This window comes from Cupriavidus sp. 05N40, assembly GCF_056397305.1.
Window position 1 is genome coordinate 1 of record NZ_JBFTND010000034.1, and the last position, 15,504, is coordinate 15,504.

The following is a 15,504-nucleotide window of genomic DNA, read 5'->3' on the forward strand; positions in this document are numbered from 1 at the left end:
ATCATGAGCAACGCAGCAGCGACGCCCGAAGTCCGCATGACGATCGAGGACCATATCGCCATCATCTCGCTCGACAACGCCGGCAAGAAGAACGCCATCACCCCGGAACTGATGCAGCAGCTCTCGCAGCGGCTGACCGAGTTCGACAATGACGACAACCTGTGGGTGGCGGTGCTCGACCCGGCGGGCGAGCACACCACGGCCGGCCTCGACATGCCGAAGTTCTTCGGCCCGACCGCCACGGCCAAGCCGATTCCCGACGACCAGGTCGATCCCTTCGGCCTCAGGAAGCGCTGCCGCAAGCCGGTGATCTCGGTGGTCCACGGCATCACCTACACCATCGGCATCGAGCAGATGCTGGCTTCGGACATCGTGATCGCCGCCGATACGGCACGTTTCTGCCAGATGGAATCGAAGCGCGGCATCGCCCCGCTCGGTGGCGCGCACTACCGTTACCTCACGCGCACGGGCTGGGGCAATGCGATGTACCACCTGTTCCTCTGCGATGAATTCTCTGCCGAAGAGGCTTACCGCTGCGGTTTTGTCCAGGAAGTCCATCCGTACGGACGGCACCGCGAGCGCGCCATGGAAATCGCGCGGGCAATCAGCAAGGTCGCGCCGATCGGCCTGCGCGCGACCAAGGCGGCCGCGCTGACCTATATCGAACACGGCGAGCAGGCAGCCATCGCGGTCATCCCGCAGGTGCGCGAGGAGGTCTTCGCATCGGAAGACTTCAGGGAAGGGATCCAGTCCTTCGTCGAGCGTCGCGAGGCCCGCTTCACGGGGCGCTGAGAGGCGGCCGAATCTCCTTCACCACGGACACGGAAACCACCATGCAAACCTTCACGTCGATCGAAGCCCTGAAAGCGTTCCAGGGCAAGGAGGCCGGGCCAGGAAACTGGCACCAGGTCACGCAGCACGAGGTGAACCTGTTCGCCGAGGCCACCGGCGACCACCAGTGGATCCATGTCGATCCAGAGCGGGCCAGGCGTGAGTCGCCGTTTGGTGGCCCCGTTGCCCACGGATTGCTGACGCTGTCGTTGCTGCCGATGCTGATGGCGCAGGTGACGGGCTTCGAGGGCGTGCGGGCGCGGGTCAACTACGGCCTGAACCGCGTCCGCTTTACCGCGCCCGTGCCGGTCGGCGCGAAGGTGCGCGTCCGCGCGGTCCTGCAAGCGGTGGATGACGAAGGCGACGGTGGCGTGAAGGTGACGTGGAACGTCACGTTCGAGATGGAAGGATCGGCCAGGCCGGTCTGCATCGCGGAATCGCTGGCCAAGCTTTACTTCTAGGCAACTCCCGCACCGACGCGCCATGCCACCCGGCGCCGCGCGACGCATGCCGTCGCGCGGCGTGGCTTCCTTCGCCCTGGCGATGGCGGCCCCCCCAAGAAAGAAAAAGACTGGAGACAACAAGATGATCACTACTGCATGCGGCGGCGGCCGCGCGCGGATTGCGGCCGTGGCGCTGCTGATGCTCGGCGCGGCGCCCGCAGGCGGCGCGCTTGCGCAAGGCCGCACGCCCGCCTCGCTGATCGTTCCCTACCCGGCGGGCAGTTCGTTCGACATTGTCGCGCGGCGGATTCAGCCGGACCTCGGCACGCGCCTGGGCCGTACGGTGGTTGTCGAGAATTTCGGCGGTGCGTCAGGGTCGCTTGGCGCACAGCGCTTACTTAAGGCCGACAGCGAAACACTGACCATGGTCGTGGCGTCGCCGAACGAACTGACGCTGCCGCCGCTGGCGATGACGAGCGTGCGCTACAAGCCGGAAGACTTCCGCATGGTCGCGCTGCTGACGTCGGGCGTGCTGGCCGTGATGGCGAGGCCCAACTACCCGGCGAACAGCCTGGGAGAACTGGCCGGGAAGGCCCGCCTGCCCGGGGCGCAGCCGCTGTCGTTTGCCAGCACGGGCGTGGGTTCGATCTTTCACATGGTTGGCGTCGATTTCGGCAGGCGCCTCGGTATCCCGGTCAACCACGTGCCTTACAAGGGCGGTGCGCCAGCGGTGCAGGACGTGATGAGCGGGCAGGTGGACATCACCTTCATGCCGTTGATTCCTGCCTACATCCAGGCCGCCAAAGCGGGAAAGATCAAGGTGCTGGGCGTCCTGTCCGCGGACCGGCACGCCGCGCTGCCGGAGGTTCCGTCCGTCGACGACATCGCGGCATTGCGCGGCTTCCACTATTCGATGTGGACCGGGCTCTTCGTGTCCGCCAGGCTGCCACGGACCACCGCCGATGCCATCGGAAAGGCGGCCAACGACATCGTGGGCCAGGCGGCATTCCGCGATTGGGTGGCGGAGCGAGGCAATTTGCCAGGGACCGCGATGGATCTCGACCAGGCCGCCTCGTACTACCGCCAGGAGTCCGGCCGCTTCGCGCGCCTGGCACGCGACATCAACCTTGAACGCGAATGAGCACTGCAACGGAGTCATCCATGACCGCCCCCATGCCTGAGTACTGGACCGACGAGGTCCTGTTTAGCGAAGCCGACGTGGCCTGCTTCGAGCGCGTCCCGCTCGCCGAGCGCAAGCTGCCGGCCTCTACCTACGAGATGCTGATGGACGGCTGCGCCGTCGAGCCGTCGAAGGTCGCCATCCACTATTTCACCGACGGCGCGCGTCCTCTTGAGAGCGCGCGGCAGGTCACCTATGCCGAGCTGCGCGACAAGGTGCACCAGACGGCCAACCTGCTGGGCGACCTCGGCGTGGGCAAGGACGATGTCGTATCGGTGCTGTTGCCGGCCATCCCCGAATCGCAGTTCGTGCTGTGGGGCGCGCAGGCCGCCGGCATCGTCAACCCGGCCAACTGGATGCTGGAGCCCGACATCCTGGTGCAGATGTTCCGCTCGGCCGGGACCAAGGTACTGGTCGCCTACGGCGGCGAGGACAACGCCGAGATCTGGGCCAAGGCCGAGGCGGTTGCCCATGGCTTGCCGTCGCTGGCGGCGGTGATCCGCGTGGGCGGGACCGGGACTGCCCCGGCGGCGGTCGCAGGCATACCCGTGATCGACTTCGCCCTGGCCGTGGAGCGCTATCCCGCCGACCGGCTGCTGTCGGGGCGCGTCTTCTCGCCCGACGACACCGCCTCCCTCTTTCACACCGGCGGCACCACGGGCGCGCCCAAGCTGGCGCGCCACCTGCACCGCAACCAGGTGTTCTGGGTGTGGGCGTCGAAATACCTGACGGGGTTCGATTCGGCCGAGGTGCGGCTGGTCGGCGTGCCGATCTTTCACGTCGCCGGCGCCGTGGTCGGCTGCTTCGGCCCGCTGGCCAAGGGCGCGACCGTGATCCTGATGACCGCGGCGGGCTTCCGTCATCCGTCGGTGCTGCCCAATATCTGGCACATCGTCGAGGTCATGCGGGCCAACATGCTGACGCTGGTGCCGACGCTGGTCAACCAGGTGCTGTCGATCCCGCTCAACGGCGCGGACATCTCGACGCTCACCTACGTCGCCTCCTCGACGGCGCCGCTGTCGACGACTGTCGCGCAAGCCTTCTACCGGATGACCGGCCTGCGCATCCGTGAGAGCTGGGGCATGACCGAGACCACCGCGGTCACCTGCGTCACGCCGCCGGGCGAGCAGGTCAAGGTCGGCAGCTCGGGGGTGCGGCTGCCGTACCAGCAGGTGCGCATCGTGCAGCCGGACGGCGACGTGGCGCGCGACTGCGCGCCGGGCGAGTGCGGGCTGGTCATCGCGCGCGGGCCCTCGGTCTTTCCCGGCTACCTCGGGCAAGAGCAGGCGGCACGCTGGTTCGACGGCGACTGGCTCGACACCGGCGACCTGGGCTACCTCGACGCCGACGGCTGGCTGTGGATCACCGGCCGCGCCAAGGACCTGATCATTCGCGGCGGCCACAATATCGATCCGAAGATGGTCGAAGAAGTCCTGTTCGGCCATCCGGCGATCCAGGACGCCGCCGTGGTCGGTGCGCCGGACGCGCATGCCGGCGAGGTGCCGGTCGCCTACGTAGTGCTGAAGCCGCAGGCAAGCGCTTCGGCCCAGACCGTGCTGCAGTACGCCACCGAGCACATGCCCGAGCGTGCGGCGGTGCCCCGGCACTGCTTCGTGCTGCCGGAAATGCCGAAGACATCGGTCGGGAAGATCCAGAAGAACCTGCTGCGGGTCGACGCCATCGAGCGGATGTTCCGGGCCGCGCTCGACGGCATCGGCCGCGGTGCGGACGCCTCGGTGCAAGCTACCGACCGCGGCAGCCGCGGCTTCTTTGTCGAGATCCGCGTGCCGGCGCGCGAGGCGGACGATGCCGTGCTGGCCGACGCATTGCGTAGTTTCACCATCCCCTATGCGGTCCGAGCCGCCGAAGGAGCCTGACCATGAGCCGATCCATTGACCGAAGGACGGCGGGCAAGTGGCTGCTTGCCGGCGCCGCCACGGCCGCCGCGACGAGCCTGCCGCGCGCGCTGCTGGCCCAGTCGGCCTTTCCATCGAAGACGCTGCAGTTGGTGGTGCCGTATCCGGCCGGCGGCACCACCGATGTGGTGGCGCGCACGCTGGCGCATGGCATGTCGGGCCAGAAGACGCCCCCGGTGATCGTCGAGAACCGCCCCGGCGGCTCCAGCTCGATCGGCACCGGCTTCGTGGCGCGCGCGCAGGCGGACGGCCACACGCTGCTGGTGACGACGGGCAGCACCGTGACGTTGCTGCCGCACACGCAGGGACTGCCGTTCGACCCGCTGAAGGCGCTGATCCCGGTTGCGGAACTGGGCCGCACGCCGCTGTTCCTCTACGCCAATCCCGGCATCCCGGCGAAGGACCTGAAGGGGCTGGTCGCGTGGATGAAGGCCAATCCCGGGAAGATCACCTACGGCTCGTACGGGCAAGGCACGCAAGGGCATTTCGGCGGCGTGATCCTCGGCAAGTCCGCGGGGGTCGACATGCTGCACGTGCCGTTCCAGGGCGGCGCGCCGGCGATGCAGGCCCTGATCGGCGGCCATGTCCAACTCATGATCGACGCCTACCAGCCGGCAATGGAGCAGGTAAAGGCGGGCAAGGTGCTGGCCCTCGCGGTGTCCAGCCCCGAACGCAGCCCGTATGCGCCGGAGGTTCCGACCTTCCGCGAGCTGGGCCTGCCCCAGGTCGAGGCCATCAGCGGGTTCTTCGGCATGTTCGCGCCGGCGGGGACGAAGCCGGAGACGGTCACGGCGCTGAGCCGGCTCGTCTCCGGCATCACGGCTTCCGAGGCCTATCGCCAGAGTCTGGCGAAGCTGGGCGTGCTGCCGCCGCAAGCCCTGACCCCGGCGCAGATGGACCGGTCGGTCCAGCAGACCAACGCGGAGTGGGCGAAGTTTGTCCGGGATATCGGCTATCGCCGGGGCGACGCCTGAGCGCCGGCAATCGCCATCCATCGCCATCCATCGCCATCCATTGCATTCACGAACAAGGAATTGCTGTGTCCACAACATACAAAGCTCCCGTCGACGACTATGTCTTCCTGCTGCATGACGTGATCGCGCCGGTCGCGCCGCATGCACTGGGCGACCTCGCGCGCGACGATACACGCGAGGTGCTCGGGCAGGCCGCCCGCTTCTTCGAGGAAGTCTGGGCGCCGCTGGACGGCCCGGCCGACGAGCAGGGCTGCCGTTTCGAAAACGGCGCGGTACGGACGCCGGACGGCTATCCGGCCGGATACGCCGCGCTGTGCGAGGCGGGCTGGAACCGGGTGTCRGCGCCCGAGGCACTCGGCGGTGCCGGACTGCCGGAGACCATCGGACAGGCGGTGCGCGAGTTCTCCGCGTCGGCCTGTAATTCGCTGGGCCTCTATGCGGGCCTGACGGCCGGCGCGCATGCCACGATCCGCCGCACCGGCGAGCCCTGGATGCTGCAGCACGTCGTGCCTGCGATGGTCGAGGGACGCTGGGCGGGCACGATGTGCCTGACCGAGCCGCATTGCGGCACTGACCTGCGCCTGATGAAGACGCGCGCGGTGCCGCAGCCGGACGGCAGCTGGCGGCTGAGTGGCACCAAGATCTTTATCTCGGGCGGCGACCAGGACCTGACCGAGAATGTCATCCACCTGGTGCTGGCGAAGGTGCCGGACGAGAGCGGCCATATCCGTGACGACCTTTCGACGGTCCGGCTGTTCCTTGTTCCCAAGCGCGTGGTGGACCCCGACACCGGCACGCTGGGCGGCCCCAACGGCGTCGTCGTGGCCGGCATCGAACACAAGATGGGCCTGAAGGGCAGCGCCACCTGCACGATGTCGTTCGAGCACGCGCTGGCGTATCCGCTGCAGGAGTCGAGCCAGCCTGCGGGGACGCAGCGCAAGTCGTCCGCCGGCATGAGCGGCATGTTCGACATGATGAACTCGGCGCGCCTCGGCACCGGGCTGCAGGCATTGTCGTCGGCGACCCGCGCCTATGGCCATGCCGCCGACTACGCCCGCGAGCGGCTGGCCGGCCGGGCGGCCAAGGCCGAAGACCGCAGCGGCGGCGCCGCCGACCCGATCGTGGTCCATCCGGACGTGCGCCGGCTGCTGCTGAAGCAGGCAGCTTTCCTCGAATCCGCCCGCGCCCTGGGATTGCTCGTCAGGACGCTGCTCGACGAGCCGGACGAAGCGCTGCGCGGCAGCCGCAACGCGATCGGCAGCCTGCTGACGCCGGTGGTCAAGGCGTTCTTCAGTGACCGTTCCTTCGAGTCGGCCAACGACGCCATGCAACTGATGGGCGGGCACGGCTATATCCGCGACAACGGGGTCGAACAACTGGTGCGCGACTGCCGCATCTTCCAGCTCTACGAAGGCGCCAACGGCGTGCAGGCCCTGGACCTGGTGCTGCGCAAGCTGCCCGCCGGCGGTGGCCGCGCGCTCGCTGACTTCCTCGAACTGGTCGAGGGCACGGCGTCGGAAGCGGGGCAGCGCGAGCCGCTTCGCCCGCATGCCGATGCGCTGCGGCAAGCCGTGCAGGACATCCGCGCCTGCGCCACTTGGTTCGCTGACCCGGCGCGCGACCCGTACGACGCCGGCGCGTCCTCCAGCGATTTCCTCACGATGATGGGCATCGTCGCCTGCGCCTGGACGTGGCTGCGGATAGCGGATGTGGCGCTCGGCCTCATGCCCGCGGCGGCAAACAAGCCATTCCTCACGCGCAAGCTGGAACTCGCCCGCTACTGGTTCGCGCGCGAACTGCCGCTGGTTCCGGCCTTGCGGCAGCGCGTGGAAACCGGCGCGGCCTGCCTGATGGCGTTGCCGGCCGACCAGTTCTGACCAGCATTCGCTCTCACCCATTCATTCAAAGGAGATTCGCCAATGAAAACGCAGATCACCGAATTGTTCGGCATCGCGCATCCGATCATCCAGGGCGGCATGCACTACGTCGGGTTCGCGGAGCTGGCTGCCGCGGTGTCCAATGCGGGCGGGCTGGGCATCATCACCGCGCTGACGCAGCCGAGTCCGCAGGCCCTGGCGCAAGAGATCCGGCGTTGCCGGGAACTGACCGACAAGCCGTTCGGCGTCAACCTGACCTTCCTGCCCGCGCGCAATCCGCCCGATTACCCCGGCTACGTGCGCGCGATCATCGATGGCGGCGTCAAGGTCGTCGAGACCGCCGGCAACAACCCGCAGAAATGGCTGCCGATGCTGCACGAAGCCGGGATCAAGGTGATCCACAAATGCACGTCGGTGCGGCATGCATTGAAGGCCGAGAGCATCGGCTGCGACGCGGTCAGCGTGGACGGCTTTGAATGTGGCGGCCATCCCGGCGAGGACGACGTTCCCAACTTCATCCTGCTGCCCCGCGCCGCGGACGAGCTCAAGGTGCCGTTCGTTGCCTCGGGCGGCATGGCCGATGGCCGCTCGCTGGTGGCGGCGCTGGCAATGGGTGCCGGCGGCATCAATATGGGCACGCGCTTCGTCGCAACCCACGAGGCGCCGGTACACCAGAAAGTGAAGCAGGCCATCGTCGCGGCGACCGAACTCGATACGCGGCTCGTGATGCGGCCGCTGCGCAATACCGAGCGCGTGCTGAACAACGCCGGGGTCGAGCGCCTGCTGGAGAAGGAAAGGCGGCTCGGGGCCGACATCGCCTTCTCGGACATCGCCGAGGAGGTGGGTGGCGTCTATCCGCGTGTCATGAAAGACGGCGACCTCGACGCGGGCGCCTGGTCGTGCGGCATGGTCGCCGGCTTGATTCATGACATACCCACGGTCGGAGAACTGATCGACCGAATCATGCGCCAGGCGGAAGACATCGTTGCAAAGCGACTGCAGGGGATGCTGTCGCTTGCATGAATACTGAACATACCAGCAGGGGGAAAGGCAATGCGTGGAATTGTTGCGAAGATCAAAGTCCAGGAAGGCCGGGAGGCCGAGTTCGAAGCGCTGGCGGCCGACCTGGTCGCCGCATCGCGCGGTGAAGCAGGCTGCCTGTCATATGAGCTGTGGCGCTCGGATGAAGACCGCGTCTATGTCTTTATCGAGCGCTATGCCGACGAGGCTGCGGCCCAGGCCCACGTCAAGGCCGATCACTATCGCCGCATCGGTCGGCAGATGGGCGCGTTCATGGATGGTGCGCCGACTGTGTTCAGGCTCGCGGCGGTGGAATCCGGTGCCGGCACATCCTGACGGCGGCGCACCACGCCTCTGACGAGATGGCCTCGTTGCGCGCATGGCAGGGTCGAGGTCTCCAGGCGACCTCATGTGATGTGACGGGTCCGGGGTCAGGCGCTGACGGCAGCGGGGGAATGCGCGATGGGCTCTTGTGAGCGCGGTCCGCCATCGGCCATCCGTCCCGCGCCGAGGATCAGGTCGCGCGAGATCGCCTCGGTGCGCGTCACACCGCACAGTTGCATCGTTCGCATGTACTCGTCCTGCAGGATCGCCAATGCGCGGTGCGCACCCTCCTCGCCCGCCGCGGCCACGCCGTAGAGCGTGGCGCGGCCCACGAGCACGGCTTGCGCACCAAGCGCGCGCGCCTTGAGGACGTCGCTGCCGCGCCTGACGCCACCGTCCAGCAGCACCGGCACGCGGCCCTTCAGTGCCTGGACCACCGGAGGCAATGCATCGATCGATGCCTGCACGCCGTCTAGCTGGCGCCCGCCATGATTGGACACGACGATCGCATCGGCGCCCAGCGCCGCCGCGCGCAATGCATCGTCGGGACGAAGAATGCCTTTGACGATCAGCTTGCGCGGCCAGCGGTCCCGCAGCGCGGCCAGCGCATCCCAGTCGAATGCGGGATCGTAGTTTCGGCCGACCGACGATGCCACGGCGCTGGCGCTCCGGGCTTCCGCCTCCAGGCCCTGCAGGTTTTCCATCACGGGCATGCCGTGGGTCAGCAGACGCATTGCCCAGCGTGGGCGCGTCGCGAAGTCCAGGAGGTTTCGCGGCGTGAAACGGAACGGCACGCGGAAGTCGTTGCGGAAGTCCCGCTCGCGCTTGCCGCCCACGGGCAGGTCCACCGTAATGACCAGCGCCTCGTAGCCGGCCGCATGGGCGCGGTCCATCCAGGCATGCAGGAACGGCTTGTTGCGCAGGATGTAGGCCTGGAACCAGAGCCGTCCCGGCGCCGCGTCGGCAATCCGTTCGATCGAGGCCGTGGCAGTGCTCGACAAGGTATATGGCACACCGGCCGCCGCGGCCGCACGGGCGATGGCCACGTCGCCGCCGTGCCGGCCAAAGCCGACCGCACCCGTAGGTGCGATGGCCAGTGGCATCGCCGCCGGGGCGCCCAGCACCGTGGCGCCGGTGTCGACCGAAGACACGTCGACCAGCGTGTGCGGGGCCAGGCGAATGCGCCGGAACGCGGCCACGTTGTCATCGAGGGTGATTTCGTCTTCGGCGCCGCCATCGAAGAAATCGAAGATGGCGCGCGGCAGATACCTGCGCGCCGCCGCCCGCAGGTCCGCAATCGAATGGGCGTTCATCGTGGTGCTCACTCTGCCTTGATGCCGGCCGACTGGATCACGCGCTGCCACCTCTGCTGGTCCTGTTTCAGGAATGCGGCGAACTGGGCCGGCGTGTCGCCAACGGGGATCGCGCCAAGGCTGCGCAGGCGCTCCTTCACCGCGGGCTTGGCCAGCGCCTTGACCATCGCATCATGAAGCTTGTCGACGGCCTCCTTGGGCGTGCCGGCCGGCGCGAGCAGTCCCACCCACGGTGCCGTCTCCTCGAAGCCCGGAAAGCCGGATTCGGCCATCGTCGGCGCATCGGGGAACTCGGGCAGCCGCCTGGCGGTGCCGACAGCCAGTACGCGCAGGCGCTTCTGGTTCACGTATTCGGCAATGCCGATGATCGGGTAGAAGGTGAACGATACGCGACCGGCCATGACTTCGGTCAGCGCGGGACCATTGCCACGGAACGGTACATGGGTCATATGCACTTTCGCCGTCGTCCCCAGCAGTTCCGCGGCCAGGTGTCCCGAGCCGCCGTTTCCGGCCGAACCGAAACTCACGGCGCCGTCGCCGGACTTGGCTGCCTTGATCAGCTCGGGCAGCGTGTGATACGGGGAATTCGCCGCCGTGACGGCCACCAGCGGCAGCATCGCCGCGTTCGATACGGGCACGAAGTCCTTGAGCGGGTCGTAGCCGGCGCGCTCCTTCATCAGCAGCGCGTTGACGTTGTGCGATAGCGAGGCGAACAGCACCGTGTAGCCGTCGGCGTCGGCGGCCTTGACTTCCTTGGTGGCGATCAGCGAGTTGGCGCCGGTCTTGTTATCGACCAATACCGATGTCCCAAGCGTGGTGCTCATGTCCTGCGCCAGCACGCGCGCAATGACGTCGGTCGGGCCGCCGGCCGCGAAGCCCACGACCATGCGGATCGGCTTTGACGGATAGGTGGCGGTGGCTGCGGCGACTGCGGGCGCGGTGCCGAGCAGTGCGCCGGCTGCCACGAGCGTGGCGGCCATTCGTTGCCAGGCAGTGATGTGCGGGGGGCATTTCATGGTTGTCTCCTTGAGTGTCGTGCGGGCGGCGTCTGGTGCGCCGGCTTGCTGCTGTTCTGCTGTTGCTATTGCTGTTGCTGCGTCAGGCGATGCCGTGCTCCAGCACGCCCACGCCCGATACCGACAGGCGCAGCCTGTCGCCGGCGCGCAGGTAGCGCGGAGGATCTCGGAAGGCACCGCTGCCGGCSGGCGTGCCGGTGGCCACCACGTCGCCTGGCTCCAGCGTCATGAAGCGCGACAGGTAGGCAATCAGCGTGTTGACGGGAAACAGCATGTCGGCGGTATGGCCATGYTGCATGCGCTCGCCGTTGATCCAGGCTTCTACCGTGAGCGCCTGGGGATCGGGTACCTCGTCGCGTGTGACCAGCCACGGGCCCATCGGCGCGAAGCCGTCGTGGCTCTTGGCAAACGTGGTCTGCGGCGGCGACACATCGAACTGGAACTCGCGCGCGCTCATGTCGTTGAGCACGGTGTAGCCGGCGATGACCGACGGCGCCTCATGCGCCTCGATATGCCTTGCATGCACGCCGATGACGACGGCCAGCTCGGCTTCGAAATCGAGCTTGGTCACGTCKGGCGGGCACGGAATTGCCGTGCCCGGTGCCGCAACGCTCGAGGGCAGCTTGGCGATGATGCGCGGCTTCTCGAACGGCGCCACGCCCGTTTCCTTCGCGTGGTCGGCATAGTTGCGACCGATGGCGACGATCTTGCCGGGACGCGGAACCGGCGCCAGCAGCGTCACGGCATCCAGGGGAATCATCGCGGCGTGGCCGGCTTCGCGCATGGCTTGCACATGCAGGGCCAGCGCGGCCAGCGCCGGGGGACCGGCCTGCAGGAGCCGCAGCATGCCGCCGGCCGCCGGTTCGATGCCAGCGGCGGCGCAGCGTAGCGTGACGGCTTGCGTGACAGGCGTCTGCCTGACCCAGTCGGCCACCGGGAGCAGGCGGTCGTCCCCGGTCACGACGCCGATGCCAGGCCTGCCGTCTTGCAGGTATGTCGCGAGCTTCATGCCGTGGCCTCCGGGAAAAAGCGGTTCGCCATGACCTGGCAACGCTTGATCAGCCGGCGCTCGTCGGAGCGGTAGTCGGCCACGGCATTGTGGATCGTGCCCATGTTGTCCCACATCAGCACATCGCCGACGGTCCAGCGGTGGCGGTAGCGGTACTTGTCCTGCAACTGGTGCGCGAACAGGTAAGCCAGCATCTCGTCGCTTTGCTGCGGCGGCAGCTCATTGATACGTACCGAATAGCCCGGGTTGGCATAGAGCACCTTGCGCCCCGTGATCGGGTGGGTCAAGAACACCGGATGCGACACCGGTGGCTTCGCGGCGCGTTGCGCCTCGGTCAGCGGCGGGCGCTGGCTGCCTTTCTCGCGCCGCATCATTTCCCAGAACTTGTTGAAATCATGCAGCACGGTCATGCCATCGAGCCGCGTCTTGATGTCGGCCGGCAGATCGTCGTATGCGGCGTGCATGTTGCAGAACTCGGTGCAGCCGAGTGGCTCGCCATCGCGGTGCGGAATCTCGATGCCATAGAGGATGTTGCAGAACGCGATCATGCGGCTGTACGACATGTCGGTATGCCAGTCCTGTCCCGCATCGGCGAGCCCGATCGGCGTGTCGTCCTCGACAATGTTCGACAGGATCATGACCTCGGGGATGCCGGGTTCCTGGTACTTGCCGGCCACGTTGATCTCGAGCTTGCCGAAGCGGTCGCTGAAGGCCTTCAGGCTGGCGGCATCGAGCGACTGGTTCGGGAAGCTGACCACGCCGTAGCGTCCGAGCACCTGTTCGACCTGCGTCTGGCCGGCGTCGGTCAGCGGCAGGGACAGGTCCAGGCCTTCGATGCGGGCGCCGAAGCCGTCGGCGTTGGGCACGATATTCATGAGGTGTGTCTCCGTGTTGGGGCTGATGCGGGGGCTTGTGCGGGGGCCTGTGTGGCAAGACGCCTTACCAGGCGGCCATCAGGATCGAAAGAACGTCGTCGGGGCGTGCCACCGGACGCGGGTTGAAGGCCAGCCCGCGCTCGCCCATCACGTGATGCGCGACGGCGGGCAGGGCGTCGCGGGCGATGCCGAGGTCACGCAGGCGCGAGGGCACGCCGGTGTCTGCCTGCAGGGCCGTCAGGCAAGCCGGCAGGTCGATGCCGCCGAGCGCTTGCGCGGCGGCATCGGTTTCGGCCTGCGCTGCCGGCGCATTGAAGCGCACCGCGTGGGGCAGGATCACCGCATTCGCCGCGCCATGCGGCACGCCGAACGTGGCGCCGAGCACATGGCAGATTGCGTGATGGAGACAGCTTCGCGCACTGGCGAGCACCATGCCGGACATATGTGCGGCCAGCAGCAGTTCCGCGCGCGCCGCTTCGCTCTGCGCGTCGCGTGCCAGTTCTCGCATCGCGCTGCCGAAGCGGCGTGTGGCGTCGAGCGCCAGCACGGAAGCGATCGGTGAACGTGCCGTCGAGTAGAGACCTTCGATGCAATGGGCCAGCCCGTTCATCGCCGTGCTCAGCAGCAGCGCTGCCGGGATATCACGCGTAGCCGCCGGGTCGGCCAGCACGACGCGGCTGGCGATCTGCGCGTCCCAGAACAGCAGCTTGGTGCCGGCATCGGTGCGGATGCCGAAGGACGGTGTCACTTCGGCGCCCGAGGCGGTGACCGGTATCGAGACGATCGGCAGCTTCGGCGCCAGCAGCGCGGGCATGATCACCTGGCGCGGCGGTATGAAACGGCTGGCGTGCCGGGCCAGCTCGCCGCCCTCGGCCAGCAGCAGCGTCACTGCCTTGGCCGTGTCGCTGACGCTGCCGCCCCCGACGGCCACGACACCATCGATCTGTGCGCTGCGGGCGGCAACGGCAATACGGGTCGCCGTCTGAACCGACGAATGCGCCGGGATGTCGCTGACCGAAAGCGCGGCCCCATCCTGCAACAGATCCTGCACGGTGGCATACAGCGCCGATGTGGCGGTGCGCGGGCTGGTCAGCAACAGGGGCCGCTTTACGCCGAGGCGGTCAAGCTCTTCACGTAGCGCAYGGACGGCGCCGGCGCGCAGCACCAGGCGCGTGCGCAGGGACTGATGGGCGAATTCGTGCGCGTTCATGGCGTCAGGCCGCCGCAACGAAGCGGAATTCGGGGGTGATGGTCAGCGCCACCAGCGTGGCATCGTCCGCGCCGAGCCGGATCGTGGCCTGCACCGCGTACAGCTGTGACGGGCCGTCGATCGTCACCAGGCCGTCCTGCGGATGGCCGTTGTCGAAGCGATAGACCGCCATGTACCCGCCCACCTCGGCGACGTGGTCGTCATGCTTGTGCACGAAAACGTTGCTCAGTACATGGCGGATGCGTTGCGTCGTCGAGCGGGTTTGCATCGCTTCGGCCATCGCCATGTGGCCGCGCAGCGCCACCCCTTGCCGGTGCCAGACGCCGTCCGGATCGAACAGGGCGAGCAGGCCGTCATAGTCCGACTGGTCGAGACAGTGGAAGAAACGGTGCAGCAGTTGCTGGCAAAGGGGCAGCAGGGCGTGGGAGGGCGCCATTGATTGTTTTCGCGTTGGAAGCAAGCGAAAGTGCCTGCATCTGTGCCAAGACTACCGACCCTGCTTGCGCCCGGGAAGCACATGGACGAGAATTTGTTGTTTCCGGACTGGAAACAACGAGGCAATATGGACCGGTTGCGCTGTATCGAGGTCTTTCTGGAAGTGGCCAGGGGCCGAAGTTTCTCGGCGGCCGCCGAGCGGCTGGGCATGTCCAAGGGGAATGTGACYAAGCATGTGGCCTGGCTGGAAACGTCGCTGGGCGCAAGGCTGCTGACGCGCACCACCAAGAGCGTGGCGCTGACCGATGCCGGACTGTCCCTGCTCGAAGCAGGGGCGGACCTGCTCGAGCGATACGACCAGGCACAGGCCGCGATCGAGGGATCGATCACATCGCCGCGCGGTGCCTTGCGGGTGGGGACGCCGCCTTCGTTCGGCGCGTTCCACCTGGTGCCACTGCTGACGGAGTTCTCGGTGCTGCACCCCGACGTGCAGGTGATCCTGCACCTGGACGATGGACGGGCCGACCTGGTCAAGGATGGACTCGACCTCTCCGTTCGCATCGCGCCATCGCTACGCGACACGAGCTATGTCGCGCAAAAGCTCGCCGTGGTGCCGCAGATCCTGGTGGCGTCGGACCGCTATCTCGCCGCGCGCGGCTATCCCGCCACGCCGCAGGACCTCCTCGCGCACGATTGCCTGGTGCATGCGCTGAAATCGCCGACCAATACCTGGGCGTTCAATGGGCCGGAGGGCAATACGTCAGTGCGCGTAACCGGCACGATCCGCGCGAACTTTGGCGAAGCGCTGCGGCATGCGGCCATCCTCGGGCACGGCATCGCCATGCACCCGACCTATATGGTCAACGACGACCTGCGCGAAGGGCGGCTGCGACATGTCATGCCGGCCTACCAGCCCACCGTGCTGGACATCTTCGCGGTGTTTCCAAGCCGCCAGCACATGCCGACCCGCGTGAGGGTGTTCATCGATTTCCTGAAGGCGCGCTTCAGCGATGTGTCGGGGTGGCGCTGAACCTGCGCGCCTGGGCGTGCCGCCGTCTTGAAGCAACCACGGTTCGCGAGG

General features: G+C 67.5%; 15 protein-coding genes. 9 read left to right on the forward strand and 6 right to left on the reverse strand.

Features of this window, described 5'->3' with window-relative positions; translation table 11 throughout:
• Positions 1-3: 3 nt before the first annotated feature.
• From AC1DO7_RS10405 to AC1DO7_RS10440, 8 genes are all read left to right on the forward strand, one after another.
• On the forward strand, positions 4-792 hold the full coding sequence (locus AC1DO7_RS10405; RefSeq protein WP_441611912.1) for a crotonase/enoyl-CoA hydratase family protein: 789 nt from the start codon (positions 4-6) through the stop codon (positions 790-792).
• A 41-nt stretch (positions 793-833) separates the two neighbouring features.
• On the forward strand, positions 834-1,292 hold the full coding sequence (locus tag AC1DO7_RS10410) for a MaoC family dehydratase (RefSeq protein ID WP_441611913.1): 459 nt from the start codon (positions 834-836) through the stop codon (positions 1,290-1,292).
• 124 nt (positions 1,293-1,416) lie between these two features.
• Positions 1,417-2,415: a tripartite tricarboxylate transporter substrate binding protein gene (locus AC1DO7_RS10415; RefSeq protein WP_441611914.1), complete on the forward strand. Its 999-nt coding sequence runs from the start codon at positions 1,417-1,419 to the stop codon at positions 2,413-2,415.
• A 20-nt stretch (positions 2,416-2,435) separates the two neighbouring features.
• Positions 2,436-4,331 (forward strand): acyl-CoA synthetase, encoded by a 1,896-nt coding sequence (locus AC1DO7_RS10420; RefSeq protein ID WP_441611915.1) that lies wholly within the window; start codon positions 2,436-2,438, stop codon positions 4,329-4,331.
• A gap of 2 nt (positions 4,332-4,333) precedes the next feature.
• Positions 4,334-5,344 (forward strand): Bug family tripartite tricarboxylate transporter substrate binding protein, encoded by a 1,011-nt coding sequence (locus tag AC1DO7_RS10425; RefSeq protein WP_441611916.1) that lies wholly within the window; start codon positions 4,334-4,336, stop codon positions 5,342-5,344.
• 65 nt (positions 5,345-5,409) lie between these two features.
• On the forward strand, positions 5,410-7,221 hold the full coding sequence (locus AC1DO7_RS10430) for an acyl-CoA dehydrogenase C-terminal domain-containing protein (protein ID WP_441611917.1): 1,812 nt from the start codon (positions 5,410-5,412) through the stop codon (positions 7,219-7,221).
• A 42-nt stretch (positions 7,222-7,263) separates the two neighbouring features.
• A complete protein-coding gene (locus AC1DO7_RS10435) occupies positions 7,264-8,244 on the forward strand; it encodes an NAD(P)H-dependent flavin oxidoreductase (protein ID WP_441611918.1) in 981 nt (326 codons plus the stop codon).
• A gap of 30 nt (positions 8,245-8,274) precedes the next feature.
• Positions 8,275-8,577, forward strand: coding sequence for a putative quinol monooxygenase (locus tag AC1DO7_RS10440; protein ID WP_441611919.1), 303 nt, complete (start codon positions 8,275-8,277; stop codon positions 8,575-8,577).
• A 95-nt stretch (positions 8,578-8,672) separates the two neighbouring features.
• Here AC1DO7_RS10440 and AC1DO7_RS10445 read toward each other — a convergent pair whose 3' ends face one another.
• The 6 genes from AC1DO7_RS10445 to AC1DO7_RS10470 form a co-directional block, all read right to left on the reverse strand.
• Positions 8,673-9,878 (reverse strand): alpha-hydroxy acid oxidase, encoded by a 1,206-nt coding sequence (locus AC1DO7_RS10445; RefSeq protein ID WP_441611920.1) that lies wholly within the window; start codon positions 9,876-9,878, stop codon positions 8,673-8,675.
• Between the two features lie 8 nt (positions 9,879-9,886).
• Entirely contained in the window at positions 9,887-10,894 is a 1,008-nt protein-coding gene (locus AC1DO7_RS10450) for a tripartite tricarboxylate transporter substrate binding protein (protein ID WP_441611921.1), read from the reverse strand.
• 82 nt (positions 10,895-10,976) lie between these two features.
• Positions 10,977-11,903 carry a fumarylacetoacetate hydrolase family protein gene (locus tag AC1DO7_RS10455; RefSeq protein WP_441611922.1) on the reverse strand — a complete coding sequence of 309 codons (927 nt, stop codon included), beginning with the start codon at positions 11,901-11,903 and terminating at the stop codon, positions 10,977-10,979.
• Positions 11,900-12,778, reverse strand: coding sequence for a TauD/TfdA dioxygenase family protein (locus AC1DO7_RS10460; protein ID WP_441611923.1), 879 nt, complete (start codon positions 12,776-12,778; stop codon positions 11,900-11,902). The genes AC1DO7_RS10455 and AC1DO7_RS10460 overlap by 4 nt, the downstream gene beginning before the upstream one ends.
• Before the next feature lie 64 nt (positions 12,779-12,842).
• Entirely contained in the window at positions 12,843-13,988 is a 1,146-nt protein-coding gene (locus AC1DO7_RS10465; RefSeq protein WP_477116071.1) for an iron-containing alcohol dehydrogenase family protein, read from the reverse strand.
• Between the two features lie 4 nt (positions 13,989-13,992).
• Positions 13,993-14,424: a nuclear transport factor 2 family protein gene (locus AC1DO7_RS10470; protein WP_441611925.1), complete on the reverse strand. Its 432-nt coding sequence runs from the start codon at positions 14,422-14,424 to the stop codon at positions 13,993-13,995.
• Between the two features lie 81 nt (positions 14,425-14,505).
• On the opposite strand from AC1DO7_RS10470, the gene AC1DO7_RS10475 reads away from it, so the two are divergent.
• Positions 14,506-15,453: a LysR family transcriptional regulator gene (locus AC1DO7_RS10475; protein WP_441611926.1), complete on the forward strand. Its 948-nt coding sequence runs from the start codon at positions 14,506-14,508 to the stop codon at positions 15,451-15,453.
• The last annotated feature ends 51 nt before the right edge of the window (positions 15,454-15,504 follow it).